Here is a 16048-nt window from a genome sequence, read left to right as displayed (position 1 = left end):
CCCCTCGTGGAGCCCTCCGGCGTACCTTCGCCGTCGGCGCGCAGTGGACCGAAACCTCGAACCCCGGCCAGGAGGGCACCTGCATGAACCGACCCGCACACGGCACGCTGCACCACATCGAACTGTGGGTGCCCGACCTGCGACGCGCGATCGACTCCCTCGGCTGGCTCCTGGAGGCGCTCGGCCACTCCCTCTCCCAGAGCTGGGCCGATGGTCGCAGCTGGCAGCTCGGGCCGACCTACCTGGTCATCGAGGAGTCCACGGCACTCACCGCCGAAACACACGACCGCCGCCGCCCCGGCCTCAACCACCTGGCCTTCCACGTCGAAGACCCCGCAACGGTCGAGCAGCTGAGCCGCGACGCCCACCGACACGGCTGGCGCCTCCTCTTCCCTGAACGCCACCCGTACGCGGGCGGCGGCAAGCACTACGCCGCCTACCTGGAGAACGAGGACGGCTTCGAAGTGGAACTTGTAGCGATCAACTTCCCTTGAACGGCCCCGAGTTGGGCTGCGCCTAGGGGCGGCGTCCGGGTTCCGGGAGCCGAAGGGCGGCGTCCGGGTTCCGAGGGGCCAGGACACCCTCCAGCCAAGTCATACGCTCACCCCATGTGGCGACCAGCAGCAGGCCTAGCGCAGGTCCAGTTCCGCGCACCCGTCCCCCCGGCCGACCCCGCCGAGGCCGAGCGGCGGCTCGGGGGGCCGCTCCCCGGCCAGCTCGTCGCCCTGTTGCGCGAGAGCGACGGCATCGAGGGGCCGTACGGGGAGGACCTCGTCTGGCCGCTGAGCCGGATCGTGGCGGACAATCTGCACTTCTGGTCGGACCGCTCCCTCGCCGAGCTCTACATGCCGTTCACGCCGCTGCTCTTCTTCGGTGACGACGGGGGCGGTGACCAGTTCGCGTTCGTGCGTACGCCCGCCCGGCCCGACGTCTTCGTGTGGGAGCACGAGGACGACAGCCGCCGCTGGGTCGCCCGGGACCTGCGGGACCACCTCTCCCGCACCGCCTCCCCCTGAACGCCCCCCAGCCGGAACCACCCCACCTCCCCTTGACTCTCCCCCACCCCGCTCCCCCATACTGTCAGCCAAATCGATTTGGCCAAATCGATTTGGCTCTCCGTCCCAGGGCCGGATCGCGGCTGAAAGAACCCGAGCGTGCCGTATCCCGAACGGAGCCCGAACGTGTTCAGTCCCCGCCAGAGCGGGCCAGGACCCGCCCAACCGTCCGCCCCCACCGAAGCCACCGCCAACACCGTTACCGCCACCGCGCAGGCCGATCCCCCGTCGGCCACCGCCACCGGCGCCACCACAGCCCCCACCGCCCCGCATCCCGTCGACGAGCGGCGCCCCCTCGGGCGGATCCTGCTCTTCGGGGTGCAGCACGTGCTCGTCATGGCGGCCACGCCCATCTCGGCGATCTTCCTGATGAGCGCGACGCTCAGGCTGGACGCCGGGCTCACCGTCGACCTGCTCTCGGCGGCCTTCGTGCTGTCCGGCGTCGGGTCGCTGATCCAGTCCCTGGGGCCCTGGAAGTTCGGGCCCCGGCTGCCGTTCGTGATGCTGCCGGGCGGGGCGCCGCTGATCCTGTTCCTCGCGATCGCCGAGCAGCACGGGCTGCCCACGGCGACCGGCGCGGTCGTGCTCACGGCGTTGTTCTGCTTCGTCGTCCTTCCGGTGTTCTCGCGGTTGCTGAGGTTCTTCCCGGCCCTGGTCATCGGCACGATGATCGTGATCGTCGGCGTGAATCTGGTGAAGGTGGGCGCGGTCCTCGTCACCGGGCGTCCGGGCACTCCCGGTTTCGCCGATCCGGGCAACCTGGGGCTCGGCATGGCGACGATCGGCTTCACCGTCGTCTTCTATCTGCTCTTCACCGGCGTCCTGCGCCAACTCGCCGTGATGCTGGGCCTGTTGGCGGGTACGGCCCTTGCTGCCGCGACCGGTGCGATCGACTTCGGGCAGGCGGCCGGGGGCGGTCTGGTGAACCTGCCGCAGCTGATGCCGTTCGGCTCTCCGCAGTTCAACCTGGTCGCCGCGCTGCCGCTGATGCTCTACAGCCTGGCGTCGATGGCCGAGGCGACGGGGCAGACCGTGATCAACGCCGAGGCCGTCGGCAAGGAGATCGACAAGCGGACCGATGTGCCGAAGACCGTCCGCGGCGACGCGCTGACCTCCCTCTTCGGCGGTTTCTTCGGCCTGCCGCTGATCGTCACCAGCGGCGAGAACATCGGCATCGTCCGGGTCACGGGCGTGCGCAGCCGCTTCGTCACGGCCGCGGCCGGGGTGGTGCTGATCGTCATCGGCTTCCTCGCGCCCGTGACGCGCGCGATCAGCGTGATCCCCTCGGCGGTCGTCGGCGGCACCGCCATGGTCGTGTTCGCCGTGATCACGGTGCTCGGCATCCAGATGCTCGGCCGCAGCGACCTGGACAAGCACACGTCCACGTTCATCTGCGCCGTCGCGCTCGCCCTCGGCCTGCTGCCGATCCTCGTGCCCGGCGTGTACGGGGGTTTCCCGCCGAACGTCCGCATCCTGCTCGAGAGCGGCGTCGCCGTCGGCGCGTTCACCGCGGCCGTCCTCAACGTCCTCTTCCACCACGTCAGGCCGGGCATCGCCGCCCGCCTGAGCAACAGCGCGCCGGCCACCGGCGCCGTACGCACAGAAAGCGACCGATGAACACGTCCGAACGACCCGACCGCACACTCCTGTCCGCCCCCGGCCCGCTCCTCCTCGTCCCCGGCGCGGTGCTGCTGCCCGAAGGTCCCGTGGACGGCCTCGCGGTCCTGGTCGACGACGGCAGGTTCCAAGTCGTGGGCCCCGCCGAGGAGTTGGAGCGTGCGCACCCTGAGCTCCAGGCCGTACGGCTTCCCGGGCAGCTGTTGATGCCGGGGTTCGTGGACGCGCACCATCACCTCACGCAGTCCTTCGGCTCCGCGCTCGCCTTCGGGGAGCCCTCGGAGATCTTCCGCCGGGTGTGGGTGCCGTTGGAGGGCGCCCTGGACGAGGAATCGGCTTACGTGGCGGCCAAGTTGGCGGCGTACGAGGCTTTGCGCGGCGGGTTCACGACCGTCGCGGACGCCGGTACGCGGGCCGATGTGGACGTCGAGGTGGTCGCCTCGGCCGCGCGGGACGCGGGTGTCCGCTGCGTCCTCGGCCTGGTCTGCAACGACGCGGACGCGCCCGAGGGGTCGAGTGCGACGGCGCTGGCCGCCGCCGAGAAGCATCTCGCGCGCTACGCCGACGACCCGCTGGTGCACGCCTCCCTGGCCGTCTCCATCCCGGAGGCCGCCACCGAGGCGACGCTGCGGGGCACGGCGCGGCTGGCCGCGGAGGCCGGGGCCGTCGTGCAGATCCATGTCAACGAGCATCTGGCCGGGGTGGAGCGTTCGCTCGTACGGCACGGGGTGCGGCCCCTGGAGTATCTGCACGGGCTCGGTGCGCTCGGGCCTCAACTCCTGGGTGCGCACGCCACGTTGCTCACGCCGCGCGAGCTGACGCTGCTCGCCGACACCGGCACGGCGATCAGCTACAACCCGGTCGCCAGCGCCTGGAAGGGCAACGCCGTCGCGCCCGCCACCGCCATGGCCGAGCGGGGCATCCGCTTCGGCCTCGGCACGGACGGCACGCGCGGCGACGGCTTCCGGCTCGCGGAGGCCGCCGAGTTCGCGCAGCGGCTCGCGTACGGCCTGACCACCGGCGACTCCTCGTGCGGCGCCGGGTGGACGTGGCTGGAGCAGGCGAGCCGGGGCGGCGCGGACGCCGTCGGCCTCGGTGCGCGTACGGGCACGGTCGCGGCGGGTCTTGCGGCGGACTTCCTGCTCGTCGACGTGGAGACGCCGGAGTTGGCGTTCTCCTGGGACCTGCCGTGGGAGCTGGTGCGGCGCGGCAACCGGGACCAGATCACCGCGGTGTTCGTCGACGGCCGGCTGCGGATGTGGCACGGTCGGCCCACGGACTGGGACGGTCCGGCCCTGGTGCGGCAGGCCGCCGAGCTTGCGCGGTCGGCGGTGGACCGGGCGGGGATCACGCGGGTGCACCCGACGTCCATGGCCGCGCGGGAGGCGGTCCGTGCGCGGGGGGCCGCCCGCGTACGAGAGCGGGGTTCGGCGCGGTGACTGTGGTGACTCTTGCGGTGCTCGCCGTCACGGTGGCGGTCGCCGCGTTCGTGCAGGGCAGCAGCGGGCTCGGGTTCGCGCTGATCGTGGCGCCCGTGGCCGGGATCGTCGACCCCGGCCTGGTCCCGGTCTTCGTGCTCGCCTCGATGATTCCGCTCAACCTGTACGTCGCGTGGCGGGAGCGGGCCTCGCTCGACCTGCGCGGCGCGGGTTGGATCACCGGGGCCCGGCTCGCCGCGACCCCGGCGGGTCTCGCGCTGCTCTGGCTGATCCCGGAGCGCAGTCTCGGCCTGTTCGTGGGGGTGGCGACGGTTCTCGCGGCCGTGGTGAGCCTGGCCGCGCCCGCGTTCAAGCCCGGCAAGGGCGCGTACGTCGGTGCGGGTGCGGTCACCGGGCTGACGGAGACGGCGACCGGGGTGGGCGGTCCGCCGCTGGCCCTGGTGTACCAGCACCGGCCGCCGGCGGAGCTGCGGTCGACGGTAGCCGCGTGCTTCCTGGTCGGCGAGGTCGCTTCCCTGGTCCTGCTGTTCGCGACGGGCAAGGCCCAGACGGCGGAACTCGGCGCGTCGCTGCTGCTGCTGCCTGCGATCGCGGTGGGCGCGTGGTTGAGCCGCCTGATCCATCACCGCCTTGACGCGCGCAGGATGCGGCTGTTCGTCCTTGTCTTCGCGCTGGTGTCGGGGGTGGTGTTGATGGTGGGGGTCTGAGCCCCCCCGGGGGGGGAACCGGGTCAGGTCGTCCGGGGTGTGCCGCGTACCGACGACGCCCTGGCGATCAGCCGGGGTTGCGGGGCGGCGGCCATGGGCGGGGTGTCGGCGTCGCCGCGGAGCCGTCCGAGGAGCAGCTCGACGGCGTCGGCCGCGACCTGGTCGAGGTGCAGGTCGACGGCGGTCAGGGGCGGTTCGCAGGTGCGGGCGCGCAGGCCGTCGTAGCGGGTGACGACCATGACGTCGTCGGGCACGGTGCGTCCGCTGTCCTTGATCGCGCGGACGGCGCCGACGGCGAAGGCGTCGACGAGGGCGCAGACCGCGTCGGTCTCGGGGTGCTCGGCGAGCAGCGCGGCGCACTGCTCGTACCCGGCCTGCTCGCCGCCGGACTCCGGGACCTTGGCGACGATCGGCTCCCAGCCGTGCTCGGCGGCGCTGCGCTCGTACGCGGCGAGCGCGTCGACGGCCGAGTGCCGGGAGCCCGCGCCGACGATCAACGCCGGGTGCGCCGCGCCCTGTTCGTGCAGGTGGTCCAGGAGCAGCTCAGCGACGAGCCCGCCGTGCAGGTCGACGTACGGGGCGTCCTCGTCGGGCGCGACCGGCCTGCCGAGTGCGACGTACGGCAGGCCGCGCTCGCGGAGCTGCGCGGCGGCGGCGTCCTGGACGTCGGGCTCGACGACGATGGCGCCGTCGATGTCCACCGAGTACAGCGCGGAGCCGGACTGCACGGGCGGCACGAGCACGAGCGCGTAGTCGTGCAGCAGGGCGCTCTCCGCTGCGGCGGCCGCGACCTCCATGTAGAACCCGAGCCGCGAGGGCCCGCCCGCGACGGCGAACGGCATGGACGAGGCGAGCGCGATGGCCTTGGCCTGCCCGCGCCGCAGCCGCTGGGCCCGCAGGTTGGGCCGGTACCCGAGGTCGGCGGCGACCTGCTTGATCCGCTCCCGGGTCCGCGGGTCGACCTTGCCGAGCCCGTTGAGCGCATGCGAGACCGTCGTACGCGAGACGCCGGCGACGCGCGCGACATCGGCGATCGTCGGCGGCCTCGGAGTGGAGGCGGAACTGGCCATCTGCGCGCGTGCTCCTCGCTGGCGGAACGGCTGGACACGACCATCTTCGCCGATGCGAGTGAACCGAAGCGAACAGAGACGGGACGGGGCCGACCGGATTCGAACCGGCGTCCTCCCACATGCGGTGTTGGCGCGACAACCACTGCGCTACGGGCCCCGTCCCTTCGGGGATCGTACCTGAGGCCTTGCACGCCAACTTCGGCCGCCCGGGGCTAGGTTGGGCGGGGTGAGCGTTCGGTGGCGAAGGTACGGGTATGTCGGGCCGGCCGAGTTGCGGGGCCTGGTCCGGCCGGGAGGCGAAGGTTGCGGGCTGCGCTCTGCGGCGGATTTCGAGGGGTGGGTCTCGGGGCTGACGCGCGACGAACTCGCCGAGCCGTTCACGTACGTCGTCGACGAGACCGGTGTGCTGCGCCTTGCGCCGCGCAGGAGCGAGCACGTGGTGTGCGCGGGCGGTGGGGCGGTCCTGAGCGCGGGCGAGATGAGTTTCCGCGTGGCGGCGGGGCGATGGCAGGTGAGCGAGGTCAGCAATCAGTCGACCGGCTACTGCCCCGATGTGAGCTCGTGGCCCGCTGTGGCGGCCGCCGTGGACGCCATCGGCCTTGAGCGCCCGTCCGGTTTCACCCACGAGGTGGTGTTCCGGCGCTGCCCGTCCTGCGGGCAGTTGAACGTCGTGCGTGAGGGGGATTTCGTCTGCGTCTTCTGCGACGCGGAGCTGCCTCGCCGGTGGAACTGCGGGGAGCTTGAGCCGAGTTGAGGCCGAATCGGCTGCAGAGGCCGACGCTATCCTCCCAGCGTGAGTGGGCCTGTGGTGGTGATCGAGTTGGTGGAGGGAGCCTCCCCGGCGTCGGTGCAGCGCGTGCGCGAGTTGCTGGTTCGTTGTGCGGCGCGGTGCCGGGAGACGGGGTACGGGCAGTTCGATGCCCATGTCGACGCCGTGAGCCTGGGTTCCGAACAGTTCGAGGACAGGCGCTCGCCTCGGCCCGTCGTGGTCTCGTTCATGGGGCCGGGCATCGGCGACGAGGCGGTGTTCGAGGCCGAGCACGCCGAGGATTCGGACCTTGAGGGCCTCATCGGCTTCACGCCGACCCACGCCGTCCAGGTCGTCGCGCTGTGCGGCAGTCCCGTCGATCACGTGGTCACGGCCCTGCTGACCGCGGCGGTCATGGACGTGGTGGGTGGTGTCGCCGGTGTGGAGCTGCGGGAGGAGCAGATCTCGGGCGCGGCCGGGCTGGTGGGCGTCGTCGCCGTGCGGAGCGGACCGTGTCCCGTCGTGTTCGGCTCAGCGCGATTCCTCCGGGAGTTGACCCGGTCACCCGGCTTGCGGTTTCTGCAGTAGCCGCGGGGTGAGGCAGGCGTCGAGGACCGAGCGCTGCGGCGGTGGCAGGTGGTCGGCGAGGGGGACGCGGCGGGCCACCGCTTACGCGTCCACGAGGCCGGTGCCCTACGGATCGCGCTGTGCGGAAGCGGGCACACTCCCAGGTCTCTCGTCGGCCGAACGGCGCGTCAAGCCACCGCAGTTCACCTCAGTCGGTGTCCGTGGCCGCGATGACGGCGATGCGTGTGCGGGTGGGGTCGAGGACGGCGAACGCCGTGTCCGAGAGGTCGCCGAAGAACCAGTCGTTGTCCGCCTCCCGGTGGACGGCGAACCGAAGCCAGCGGTGGTCGGCTGCGATGCGCACGGCCTCGTAGTGGGAAACGTCCGGGTCGAGATCCATGAGTGCGTACAGGCTGCGCCACGTGGCCAGTCGCGCGTACGCGCCCCATCGGCCCTGTTCCCACATGCCGCCTCCGAAGGCGGCGGTGAACAGGTCCTCGGCGACGTCATCCGCCGTGGTGTGCACGGCCGTGAGCGTCTGGGGCGTCACGCCGTCGAGACATTCCGCGTCGAGGGCCGAGAGCAGTGCAGCGTTGAAGTCGGCAGGGTCGAGAGGGCCGGCCAGGGTGTAGAACGCGGCTTCGGCCCCTAGTTGAGCGAACCCGGTCATCGCGGCGGTCGTACGTTCATCGTCCGGTACACGCCGAGCCGCCCGCCCCGTCCTGGCGCCGCTGAGGGTGGGTGGCGGTTCCGGATATCCGGCCCGAAGAGTCTCGGGGCTTTCCGAGCCCACCAGCCCGCCGTCATTCCAAGCACTCTGACGCATGCGGTGCTCAAAGGCCAAGGTCTGCAACGGCAGCCAGGCCAAGGGGTGTTGGAGTCGCCCCAGGCGTTCCCCGTACGCACGGCAGGAGTCGTCGCTGATTCCCCAGCGCAGGGCCATCTCGTGCAGCAGGCAGGCCCGCACCTCGGTCGCCGGGTCGTCCAGGGCGGTGGGGGTCAGCTCCTCGAACTGCCGCTTCAGTGCGACCGAACTCGGGCGTTGGACCAGTTGCCAGGCGAGCTGACGGACCAGGTCCCGCCAGGTGTCCGGGTCCTGATCGGCCGCCAGATCCTCGGCCAGGCGCACGGCCCAGTCGGTGGCGTCCTGCGACTCCTGGCGGGCCAGCGTGAGGGCCAGTCGCACGGCGTCACGGCTGTCCGCGGACAGGGCCAGCTCGTGGAGCCGTTCGGGCGCGGTTGCCGCGTACACCTTGAGAGTGGCGTCGTTCGGAACTCCGGTCATGCGGAAACCCTACGCCCCAATACGCAAGCCACCCTTGACAATCCCCAACTGTCAAGGCGTACTTGCCTCATGACGCTTCCAGATCTGGACGATCTCATCGCGGAAGTCGACCGGCGTTGCGACAGTGCGCATCGGCCGGGTGGGCAGGAGCAGCCCGACTGGTTGGCGCTGCTCGGCGTCGCCGCCCAGCTGTCCGGGCAACTGCAGGCGCTGTCGGACGACTTGGTGGAGGACTATGTCGAGCACTGTCGTATGCACGGCAACTCGTGGACCGACATCGGGGCCGCCCTCGGGGTGACCCGGCAGGCCGCGCAGCAGCGGTTCCACGCGCCGCACAAGCGGTACAGCCCCGAGGCCATGACGGAGGACCTGCGCGAGGCGATGGCCCACGTGAAGCGGGCGGCCGTGCAGCATCGCAACAACTACATCGGGACCGAGCACCTGCTGTGGGGGCTCACCGCTCAGGAGAACAGCGCGACCCGGCAGTTGGCGGCCGCCAACGTCTCCCCCGAGTCCGTGCACCGGGCCGTCGGGGCGCGGCTGAGCATGGGGGCCTCGCAGGCCGCCGAGCGGATCGCCTGGACTCCGTACTCCCGTAAGGCCATCGCTCTCGCCGAGGCGCGTGCGGGGGAGAACGGGGGCGAACTCATCGGCTGTGCCGAGCTGTTGGTCGGGCTGGCTCAGGTCGGGCGCGGGATCGCCGCGGCTGTGCTGGCCGATGCCGGGTTCGAGGCGCCCTCGGTCGAGGCCGCTTCCTGATCCCCCGCCCGGCACACTGTCGTATCGGCCAATGACGGGCGCTCCGATTGTGCGGATCCACCGTTGTCCGGCCCCCCGGCGTTCCCGGAAGATCCCCCGCATCCCTGGTGACAGTCGGGGATGCGAGGGGATCTCCAGGAGGAGCCATGGGCCGATGGGCCAGCCAGCTGTGCCGTCGTAAACCGCTGGACGCGATGATCGAGGAGGTCGACGCCGAGGAGGCCGGCGGGCTTCAACGCACCATGGGCCTCGGCCAGTTGACGCTCATCGGGATCAGCTCCGTCATCGGCACCGGCATCTTCTTCGTCCTCGGCACCGGCGTGCCGAAGGCCGGTCCCGCCGTGATCCTGTCGTTCGTGCTCGCGGCCGTCGTCGCGGGGCTCGGCGCGCTCTGCTACGTCGAGCTGGCCGGGGCGGTGCCGGTCGCGGGCAGCACGTACTCGTACGCGTACGCCTCCCTCGGTGAGGGGGCCGCGTACCTCGTCGCCTGGTGTCTCGTCCTGGAGTACGGCGTGGCCGCGTCGACGGTGGCGGTGAGCTGGGGGCAGTACCTGAACGAGGTCACCGGCACGCTGTTCGGCTTCACGCTGCCGGACGCGATCAGCCAACCCCCGGGCGCGGGCGGCCTGGTGAACGTGCCGGCGCTCGTCGTGGTGCTGCTGTGCTCGCTGCTCCTCGCCCGCGGCACGCGCGAGTCGGCGGCCGTCAACGCGGTGATGGTGGCCGTGAAGGTCGGTGTGCTGATCTTCTTCGCCGCCATCGCGTTCACCGCCTTCGACAGCGGCAACTTCGCGGACTTCGCCCCGCACGGCATGGCGGGCGTGGGCCTCGCCGCCTCCGGAGTGTTCTTCACGTACATCGGCTTCGACACGGTGGCCACCGCCAGCGAGGAGGTGCGCAATCCGCGGCGCACCATCCCGCTCGCCCTGATGCTGACGCTCGGCGCGGTCACCGCGCTCTACATCCTCGTGTCGCTCGCCGCGCTCGGCGCGCAGCCGGCCGGCCGGTTCGGCGAGCAGGCGGAGGCCGGCGAGGCCATCCTCGCGCAGATCCTGCGGGACGTGACGGGCGCGGGCTGGCCGGCGCTCGTGCTCTCGGCGGGCGTCGTGGTCTCCATCTTCAGCGTCGTGCTCGTCTCGCTGTACGGGCAGACCCGCATCGTGTTCTCGATGGCGCGGGACGGCCTGGTCCCGCAGGTGTTCCACCGGGTCGACCGCAAGCGGCACACGCCCGTGCACAACACCTGGGTCGTGGGCGTCCTGGTCGGCGGCCTGGCGGCGTTCGTGCCGCTGCAGTACCTGGCCGACCTGACGAGCATGGGCACCCTGATCGCGTTCGTGGCGGTCGCGGCCGCGGTGATGGTGCTGCGGCGGATCGCGCCGGACGCGCCGCGTTCGTACCGGGTGCCGCTGTACCCGGTGGTGCCGGTGCTCGCCGCGGTGTCCTGCCTGTACCTCGCCTGGCTGCTGCCCGGCGTGACCTGGACCCTGTTCGGCTGCTGGCTACTGCTCGCCGCGGCCCTCTACCTGTGCTTCGGCCGCCGCCACTCCGCGCTGCGGGACGGTCCGGCCACGGACGGGCACGCGGACGAGGCTGCCAAGGCGTCCAAGGAGTCCGAGGCGTCCACCGCGGACGTGGAGGCGGGCGCATGAGGGACGCCGCCACCGCGGAGCAGACCGTGCTCCAACCCGCTGCCGATCTGGTCGAGTTGACCCGCGCGCTCGTCGACGTGCCCTCGGAGAGCGGCGACGAGGCCGCGCTCGCCGACGCCGTGGAGCGTGCGCTGCGGGCCGCGCCGCATCTGCGGGTCGAGCGGATCGGGCACTCCGTCGTCGCCCGCACCGACCTCGGCCGCGCCGAGCGGGTCGTGCTCGCCGGACACCTGGACACCGTCCCCGCCTGCGACAACCTGCCGTCACGCCTGGTGGACGAGCGGGTGTACGGGCTCGGTGCCTGCGACATGAAGGGCGGCGTCGCCGTGGCCCTGCAGACCGCCGTGACCGTCACCGCGCCGACCCGGGACGTGACATACGTGTTCTACGAGTGCGAGGAGGCCGCCGCCGAACGCAACGGCCTCGGCACGATCGCCGCCCAACGGCCCGAACTCCTCGCGGGCGACCTGGCGATCCTCCTCGAACCGTCGGGCGGTCTGGTCGAGGGCGGCTGCCAGGGCTTCCTCACCGCGGACGTGATCGTACGGGGCAGGCGGGCGCACACCGCACGCGCCTGGCAGGGCGTGAACGCCGCCCACCGCGCGGCGGAGGTGCTTCGCCGCCTCGACGAACACGCCGTACGGGACGTGCACATCGACGGTCTCGTGTACCGGGAGGCGCTGAGCGCCGTGGCCGTGCGGTCGGGTGTGGCGAGCAATGTCGTACCCGACGAGTGCGTGGTCAGCGTCAACCTGCGGTTCGCGCCCAGCCGTTCGCCCGAGGAGGCGGAGGCCCAGGTGCGGGCGCTGTTCCCGGAGTACGAGGTGGTGGTGACCGAGGCGGTCGCCGGGGCGTTGCCGGGGCTCGGTCGGCCCGCGGCGGCGTCGCTCCTGGCGCGGCTCGGCAGCGCGCCGCGGGCGAAGCTCGGCTGGACGGACGTGGCGCGGTTCGCGGCGGCGGGGGTGCCGGCGCTGAACTTCGGGCCCGGGGATCCTTCGCTTGCGCATACGCCGGACGAGTTTGTGCCGGTGGGTGAGTTGCATGCGGTGCGGGCGGCGTTGAGGTCCTGGCTGACCTCCTGAACCTTGCCCAACTGGGGCTGTGCCCCAGCCCCCGGCCGTCTTTCGGCTGCTGCGCCGTGGTGGCTGGTCGCGCGCAGTTCCCCTCCCCGCCCCTTCCCGACTGTGCCTGATATGCGGCTGCCGCCGCGTGGCTGCGGCGCTTCTCGTTCAGCTGTCCCGCCGTCGTGGCCGGTCGCGCAGTTCCCCGCGCCCCTGAAAGATCAGCCCCTGCGGCGTTCGAGCAGCGGGGGTCCGGGGGCTGGCCCCCGTGCCGACGGCGGTCAGGGGCGGTCGGCTCGCAGTCTCGCGAGGATGCGCAAGTGCAGCCACAGGACGAGGCGTTCGTCGGGGTCGGCGAGGTCGATGTCCAGGTGCTCCCGGATCTGCTTGAGCCGGTAGCGGCAGGTGTTGGGATGCACGGCGAGGAGCCGCGCCGCACCCGCCATGTCGCAGCCCGCGTCGAAGTACGCGATGAGAGTCCCCGCGTAGTCCGTGCCGTTGCGCTCGTCGTGGGCGAGGACCTGCTGCCAGGGTCCGGTCGCCAGGTCCGTGCGCTGGGCGAGCACCTCGCCGAGCCGCAGCAGCGTGACGCGGGGGCGGACGTCCTCGATGGCGGCGACGCAGCGGTCCCCGTCCAGGACGGTGAGGACGCGGTCGGCGTCGTCCCGTGAGCGGGCCACGTCGGCGAGGCCCGTGACCGCGCCGCCGAGTCCCGCGCGCACGGGGCTGCGCAGCGCGTGCGCGGCCTGCCGGGTGAGGTCCTCGATGAGCCGGCGCTGGCGGCCGCCGTCCGGCCCCGCCTCGGGCAGCAGCGCGTACACCACGTCGTCTACGACCACACACGCATGCCGGCCGTAGCGGGCCTCGCACTGGAGGCGGACGTGGTCGAGGAGGCGCAGCGTCGCCTGGGCGCTGTCCGCGGGGGCGGTGCGCGCGCTGCCGGGGGCGGCGTCGAGGACGAGCGCGACGACCCGGACCGGGGCGTCCTCGGCGAAGCCGAGCCTGCGGGCGGCGGTCGCGGGCGCCGCGGTGCCGTTGAGGAGCCGCCTGAGCAGATCCCCGTACTGGTGGCGGGTGAAGTCCTCGGCGGCGCGGGCGCGCAGCAGGTGGAAGGCGGCGGTGGCGGCGCCCTGGGCGAGGATCTCCTCGGCGTCGGGCGCGAGCCGGCCGTTGTCGATCATCCAGAGCGAGCCGAGGATCTCGCCGCCCGCGCGGATGGCGACGGCGAGCCGTTCGATCTCGCCGGGCTCGGTGCCGGGGAGCCGCAACGGGTGTGCCGCTGCGTGCAGTTGGCGGTACTGCTCGGTGTTCTCGCGGCTGCCGGGGACCTGGCGGCCGAGGATGCCCTGGCGGCGGCTGTCGTCGATCTCCTGGCCGTCGATGGTCGAGTAGGCGAGGATGCGCTGGCGCGGGTCCTCGACGGTGGTGGCGCCGCCGCCCGCCGCGGCGATCGCGTTGGCCAGGGCGAACAGGTCGCCGAGAGCCGAGGTGCCGGAGCCCGGCGCGACGGGTGCGGGTCCGGCCTGGACGGCCGAGGCGATCAGCAGGTGGACCCGGTGCCAGGACGCGTCCTCGTCGACGGCGAGCAGCGCGACCCCGTGGCTGCGGGCGGCCTCGGCGGGCCCGCCCTCGCCGCGCACCACGAGCCCGGTCAGGCCCGCGTCGGCCACCTCCGGTACGAGGTCGGCGGCGGCGTCGGCGCGCAGGCCGAGGGCGAGCAGAAGTCCGCCCGGTGTGTACGGGACGGGCCTGCCGGGGTCGTGGAGGAGCACGTCGGTGACGGGGACGGCGGTGCCGGCGGGTGCGGTGACCAGGCGGAGCGCCGGCTCGCCGAGGGTGTCGAGCAGCGCCTCCAGGGTGCAGTCGCCTTCCATGGGGCCTCCTCCGCGGCTTCGCCGACGTCCCATCCACCTGCCACGTCCCATCGGCGACGAGTGATCGCGCCGAGCGTGTGATCGCCGACGCATGATTGTCGCGTCCCGTGGAACGGCCCCGGTTATCGGATCGCATCATGAGACAGGCCGAGCGTTGCACGAATGCGCAAAGACGGCCGCCGTCCCAGTGCCCAGACTGGCAGCCATGATCAGTGCTACGACAGCAAGTGCCGCGGCCGCGCCCGGCGCGCCGGTCGGCGGCGACGACCTGGAGCGGGCGGCCCGCGCGGCGGCCGACTCCGCGGCAGCGGCCGGTGTCACGGTGCGCACCGTCCACGACCTGGCCGGAATCCGTGCCGTGACCGACTTCCTCGCCGAGACATGGGGCACCCCGCCGGGTGCGCCGCCCCTGCCCGCCGACGTCCTCATCAGCGCGGTGCACGCGGGCGGCGCGGTGCACGCCGCGTACGACGGGGAGCGTCTGGTGGGGGCGGCCGTCCTGGTGTTCCAACCGCCGGCGGAGCGGGCCGTGTACTCGCTCGTCGCCGCGGCGGCGACCTCCGACCGGGGCGTCGGCCTCGCCGTGAAGCAGGGGCAGCGGCTCTGGTCCCTGGAGCGGGGCGCCGAGCGCATGCAGTGGACGTTCGACCCGCTGCTCGGCCGGAACGCCCGCTTCAACCTGGTCAAGCTGGGCGGGCTCGGCACGGAGTACGTCGTCGACTTCTACGGTCCGCTCGACGACGGGTTCAACGGCGGCGACGAGAGCGACCGCCTGACCGTGACCTGGGACCTGCGCACCCCGCGCCGCGCCGTCGACGACGGGGCGTCCGACCGGGCCGACGCCGAGACGCTGTGCCCGGCCCCGGACGGCGGGCCGCTCGCGCTGCGGTCCGGGGAGCGGCTGTGGTGCCGGGTGCCCGAGGACGTGCTCGCGCTGCGCGCGCGGGACCTGCCGGCCGCGCTGCGCTGGCGGCACGCGGTCCGCGAGGTGTTCACCTCGGCGTTCACCGACGGGTACGAGGCGTCCGCCCTGTCGCGCGACGGCTGGTACCTGCTGACCCGCGCCGCTTCCGGGAGCGGCGCCCCGACGACCGGCCAGGAGGCCTGAGATGAAGATCGAGCGCGTCGAACTGCTGCACATCGCCGTGCCGTTGGTGAAGCCGTTCCGAACCTCGTTCGGCACGATGGACAGCAAGGACACGTTCCTGCTGCGGGTGGAGACCGACGCGGCCGAGGGCTGGGCGGAGTTCGGCGGCGACCCGGACCCGCTGTACTCCTCGGAGTTCACGGCCGGCGCGGAGCTCGTGCTGCGCGACTTCCTGGTGCCGCGGGTGGCCGCCGTACGGGACCTGACCTCGGCGAAGGCCGGTCCTGCGATGGCCGCGATCAAGGGCCACTACATGGCGAAGGCGGCCCTGGAGACGGCGCTGCTCGACGCCGAACTCCGGGCGGCGGGAATGTCGTTCGCGACGTTCCTCGGCTCGGTCCACGACCGGGTGCCGTCGGGCGTCTCGGTCGGCATCAAGCCGTCGATCCCCGAACTCCTCGACGACGTGCAGCAGTACCTCGACGAGGGGTACGTGCGGATCAAGCTGAAGATCGAGCCGGGCTGGGACCTGGAGCCGGTGCGTGCGGTACGGGAGCGGTTCGGGGACGACCTTCCGCTGCAGGTCGACGCGAACACGGCCTACGGTCTGTCGGACGCCGAACACCTGCGGAAGCTGGACGAGTTCGGGCTGCTGCTCATCGAGGAGCCGCTGGACGAGGACAACCTGTACCAACACGCGCAACTGCAGCGGCGGATCGCTACGCCGGTCTGCCTGGACGAGTCGATCCACTCGGCGCGGGACGCGGCGGCGGCCATCGCGATGGAGGCGTGCCGGGTCGTCAACATCAAGCCGTCGCGGGTGGGCGGCTATCTGGAGGCCCGCCGCATCCATGACCTGTCGCGGGCGGCGGGGGTGCCGGTGTGGTGCGGCGGCATGCTGGAGACGGGGATCGGGCGCGCCCCGAACCTCGCGCTCGCGGCGCTGCCCGGGTTCACGCTGCCCGGCGACACGTCGGCGTCGTCGCGCTACTTCGCGGAGGATCTGACCGAGCCGTTCGTCCTCGAGGACGGGCATCTGCGGGTCCCCCAGGCCCCGGGCATCGGCATCGACCCGATCCCGGAGGTCCTGCGGAGGTTCACTCTGGCCCGCCGAGACGTGGGCTGAG

The 16048-nt window shown here is 72.6% G+C and carries 15 protein-coding genes and 1 tRNA gene; 12 read left to right on the top strand and 4 right to left on the bottom strand.

The window, feature by feature from the left end; genetic code table 11:
- Nucleotides 1-83: 83 nt before the first annotated feature.
- From QIS96_RS14675 to QIS96_RS14655, 5 genes are all read left to right on the top strand, one after another.
- Nucleotides 84-494 carry a VOC family protein gene (locus QIS96_RS14675; protein ID WP_282542996.1) on the top strand — a complete coding sequence of 137 codons (411 nt, stop codon included), beginning with the start codon at nucleotides 84-86 and terminating at the stop codon, nucleotides 492-494.
- 114 nt (nucleotides 495-608) lie between these two features.
- Entirely contained in the window at nucleotides 609-1016 is a 408-nt protein-coding gene (locus QIS96_RS14670; RefSeq protein WP_282542995.1) for an SMI1/KNR4 family protein, read from the top strand.
- 165 nt (nucleotides 1017-1181) lie between these two features.
- Nucleotides 1182-2672, top strand: coding sequence for a uracil-xanthine permease family protein (locus tag QIS96_RS14665; protein WP_282542994.1), 1491 nt, complete (start codon nucleotides 1182-1184; stop codon nucleotides 2670-2672).
- A complete protein-coding gene (locus QIS96_RS14660) occupies nucleotides 2669-4111 on the top strand; it encodes an amidohydrolase family protein (protein ID WP_282542993.1) in 1443 nt (480 codons plus the stop codon). Before QIS96_RS14665 ends, QIS96_RS14660 begins: the two co-directional genes overlap by 4 nt.
- On the top strand, nucleotides 4108-4818 hold the full coding sequence (locus QIS96_RS14655; RefSeq protein ID WP_282542992.1) for a sulfite exporter TauE/SafE family protein: 711 nt from the start codon (nucleotides 4108-4110) through the stop codon (nucleotides 4816-4818). Before QIS96_RS14660 ends, QIS96_RS14655 begins: the two co-directional genes overlap by 4 nt.
- A 23-nt stretch (nucleotides 4819-4841) precedes the next feature.
- On the opposite strand, the gene QIS96_RS14650 is transcribed toward QIS96_RS14655, so the two are convergent.
- Nucleotides 4842-5888, bottom strand: coding sequence for a LacI family DNA-binding transcriptional regulator (locus QIS96_RS14650; RefSeq protein WP_282542991.1), 1047 nt, complete (start codon nucleotides 5886-5888; stop codon nucleotides 4842-4844).
- An 84-nt stretch (nucleotides 5889-5972) separates the two neighbouring features.
- Nucleotides 5973-6046 (bottom strand) — tRNA-Ala (locus QIS96_RS14645).
- Between the two features lie 68 nt (nucleotides 6047-6114).
- Here QIS96_RS14645 and QIS96_RS14640 point away from each other — a divergent pair.
- Both QIS96_RS14640 and QIS96_RS14635 read left to right on the top strand, forming a co-directional pair.
- Nucleotides 6115-6642: a hypothetical protein gene (locus tag QIS96_RS14640; RefSeq protein WP_282542990.1), complete on the top strand. Its 528-nt coding sequence runs from the start codon at nucleotides 6115-6117 to the stop codon at nucleotides 6640-6642.
- Between the two features lie 39 nt (nucleotides 6643-6681).
- A complete protein-coding gene (locus QIS96_RS14635) occupies nucleotides 6682-7224 on the top strand; it encodes a DUF6368 family protein (protein WP_282542989.1) in 543 nt (180 codons plus the stop codon).
- Between the two features lie 187 nt (nucleotides 7225-7411).
- Here the strand turns inward: QIS96_RS14635 and QIS96_RS14630 are convergent, their stop codons facing one another.
- Complete coding sequence (locus QIS96_RS14630; RefSeq protein WP_282542988.1) at nucleotides 7412-8488, bottom strand: DUF6183 family protein; 1077 nt, start codon at nucleotides 8486-8488, stop codon at nucleotides 7412-7414.
- 69 nt (nucleotides 8489-8557) lie between these two features.
- Between QIS96_RS14630 and QIS96_RS14625 the strand changes: the two genes are divergently transcribed.
- The 3 genes from QIS96_RS14625 to dapE all read left to right on the top strand — a co-directional run bounded on the left by QIS96_RS14625 (nucleotide 8558) and on the right by dapE (nucleotide 11981).
- Nucleotides 8558-9247 (top strand): Clp protease N-terminal domain-containing protein, encoded by a 690-nt coding sequence (locus QIS96_RS14625; protein ID WP_282542987.1) that lies wholly within the window; start codon nucleotides 8558-8560, stop codon nucleotides 9245-9247.
- Nucleotides 9248-9393: 146 nt separating this feature from the next.
- Nucleotides 9394-10899 carry an APC family permease gene (locus QIS96_RS14620; RefSeq protein WP_282542986.1) on the top strand — a complete coding sequence of 502 codons (1506 nt, stop codon included), beginning with the start codon at nucleotides 9394-9396 and terminating at the stop codon, nucleotides 10897-10899.
- Nucleotides 10896-11981, top strand: coding sequence for a succinyl-diaminopimelate desuccinylase (gene dapE / locus QIS96_RS14615; protein WP_282542985.1), 1086 nt, complete (start codon nucleotides 10896-10898; stop codon nucleotides 11979-11981). Before QIS96_RS14620 ends, dapE begins: the two co-directional genes overlap by 4 nt.
- A 260-nt stretch (nucleotides 11982-12241) precedes the next feature.
- Here dapE and QIS96_RS14610 read toward each other — a convergent pair whose 3' ends face one another.
- Entirely contained in the window at nucleotides 12242-13834 is a 1593-nt protein-coding gene (locus QIS96_RS14610; RefSeq protein ID WP_282542984.1) for a PucR family transcriptional regulator, read from the bottom strand.
- Between the two features lie 205 nt (nucleotides 13835-14039).
- On the opposite strand from QIS96_RS14610, the gene QIS96_RS14605 reads away from it, so the two are divergent.
- Nucleotides 14040-14942 carry a chorismate synthase gene (locus tag QIS96_RS14605; protein WP_282542983.1) on the top strand — a complete coding sequence of 301 codons (903 nt, stop codon included), beginning with the start codon at nucleotides 14040-14042 and terminating at the stop codon, nucleotides 14940-14942.
- 1 nt (nucleotide 14943) lies between these two features.
- Complete coding sequence (gene menC, locus QIS96_RS14600; protein WP_282542982.1) at nucleotides 14944-16047, top strand: o-succinylbenzoate synthase; 1104 nt, start codon at nucleotides 14944-14946, stop codon at nucleotides 16045-16047.
- Nucleotide 16048: the final 1 nt, after the last annotated feature.

Source organism: Streptomyces cavernicola, assembly GCF_029968035.1.
Taxonomy (GTDB): domain Bacteria; phylum Actinomycetota; class Actinomycetes; order Streptomycetales; family Streptomycetaceae; genus Streptomyces; species Streptomyces cavernicola.
This window is presented reverse-complemented; position numbering and strand designations above follow the sequence as displayed.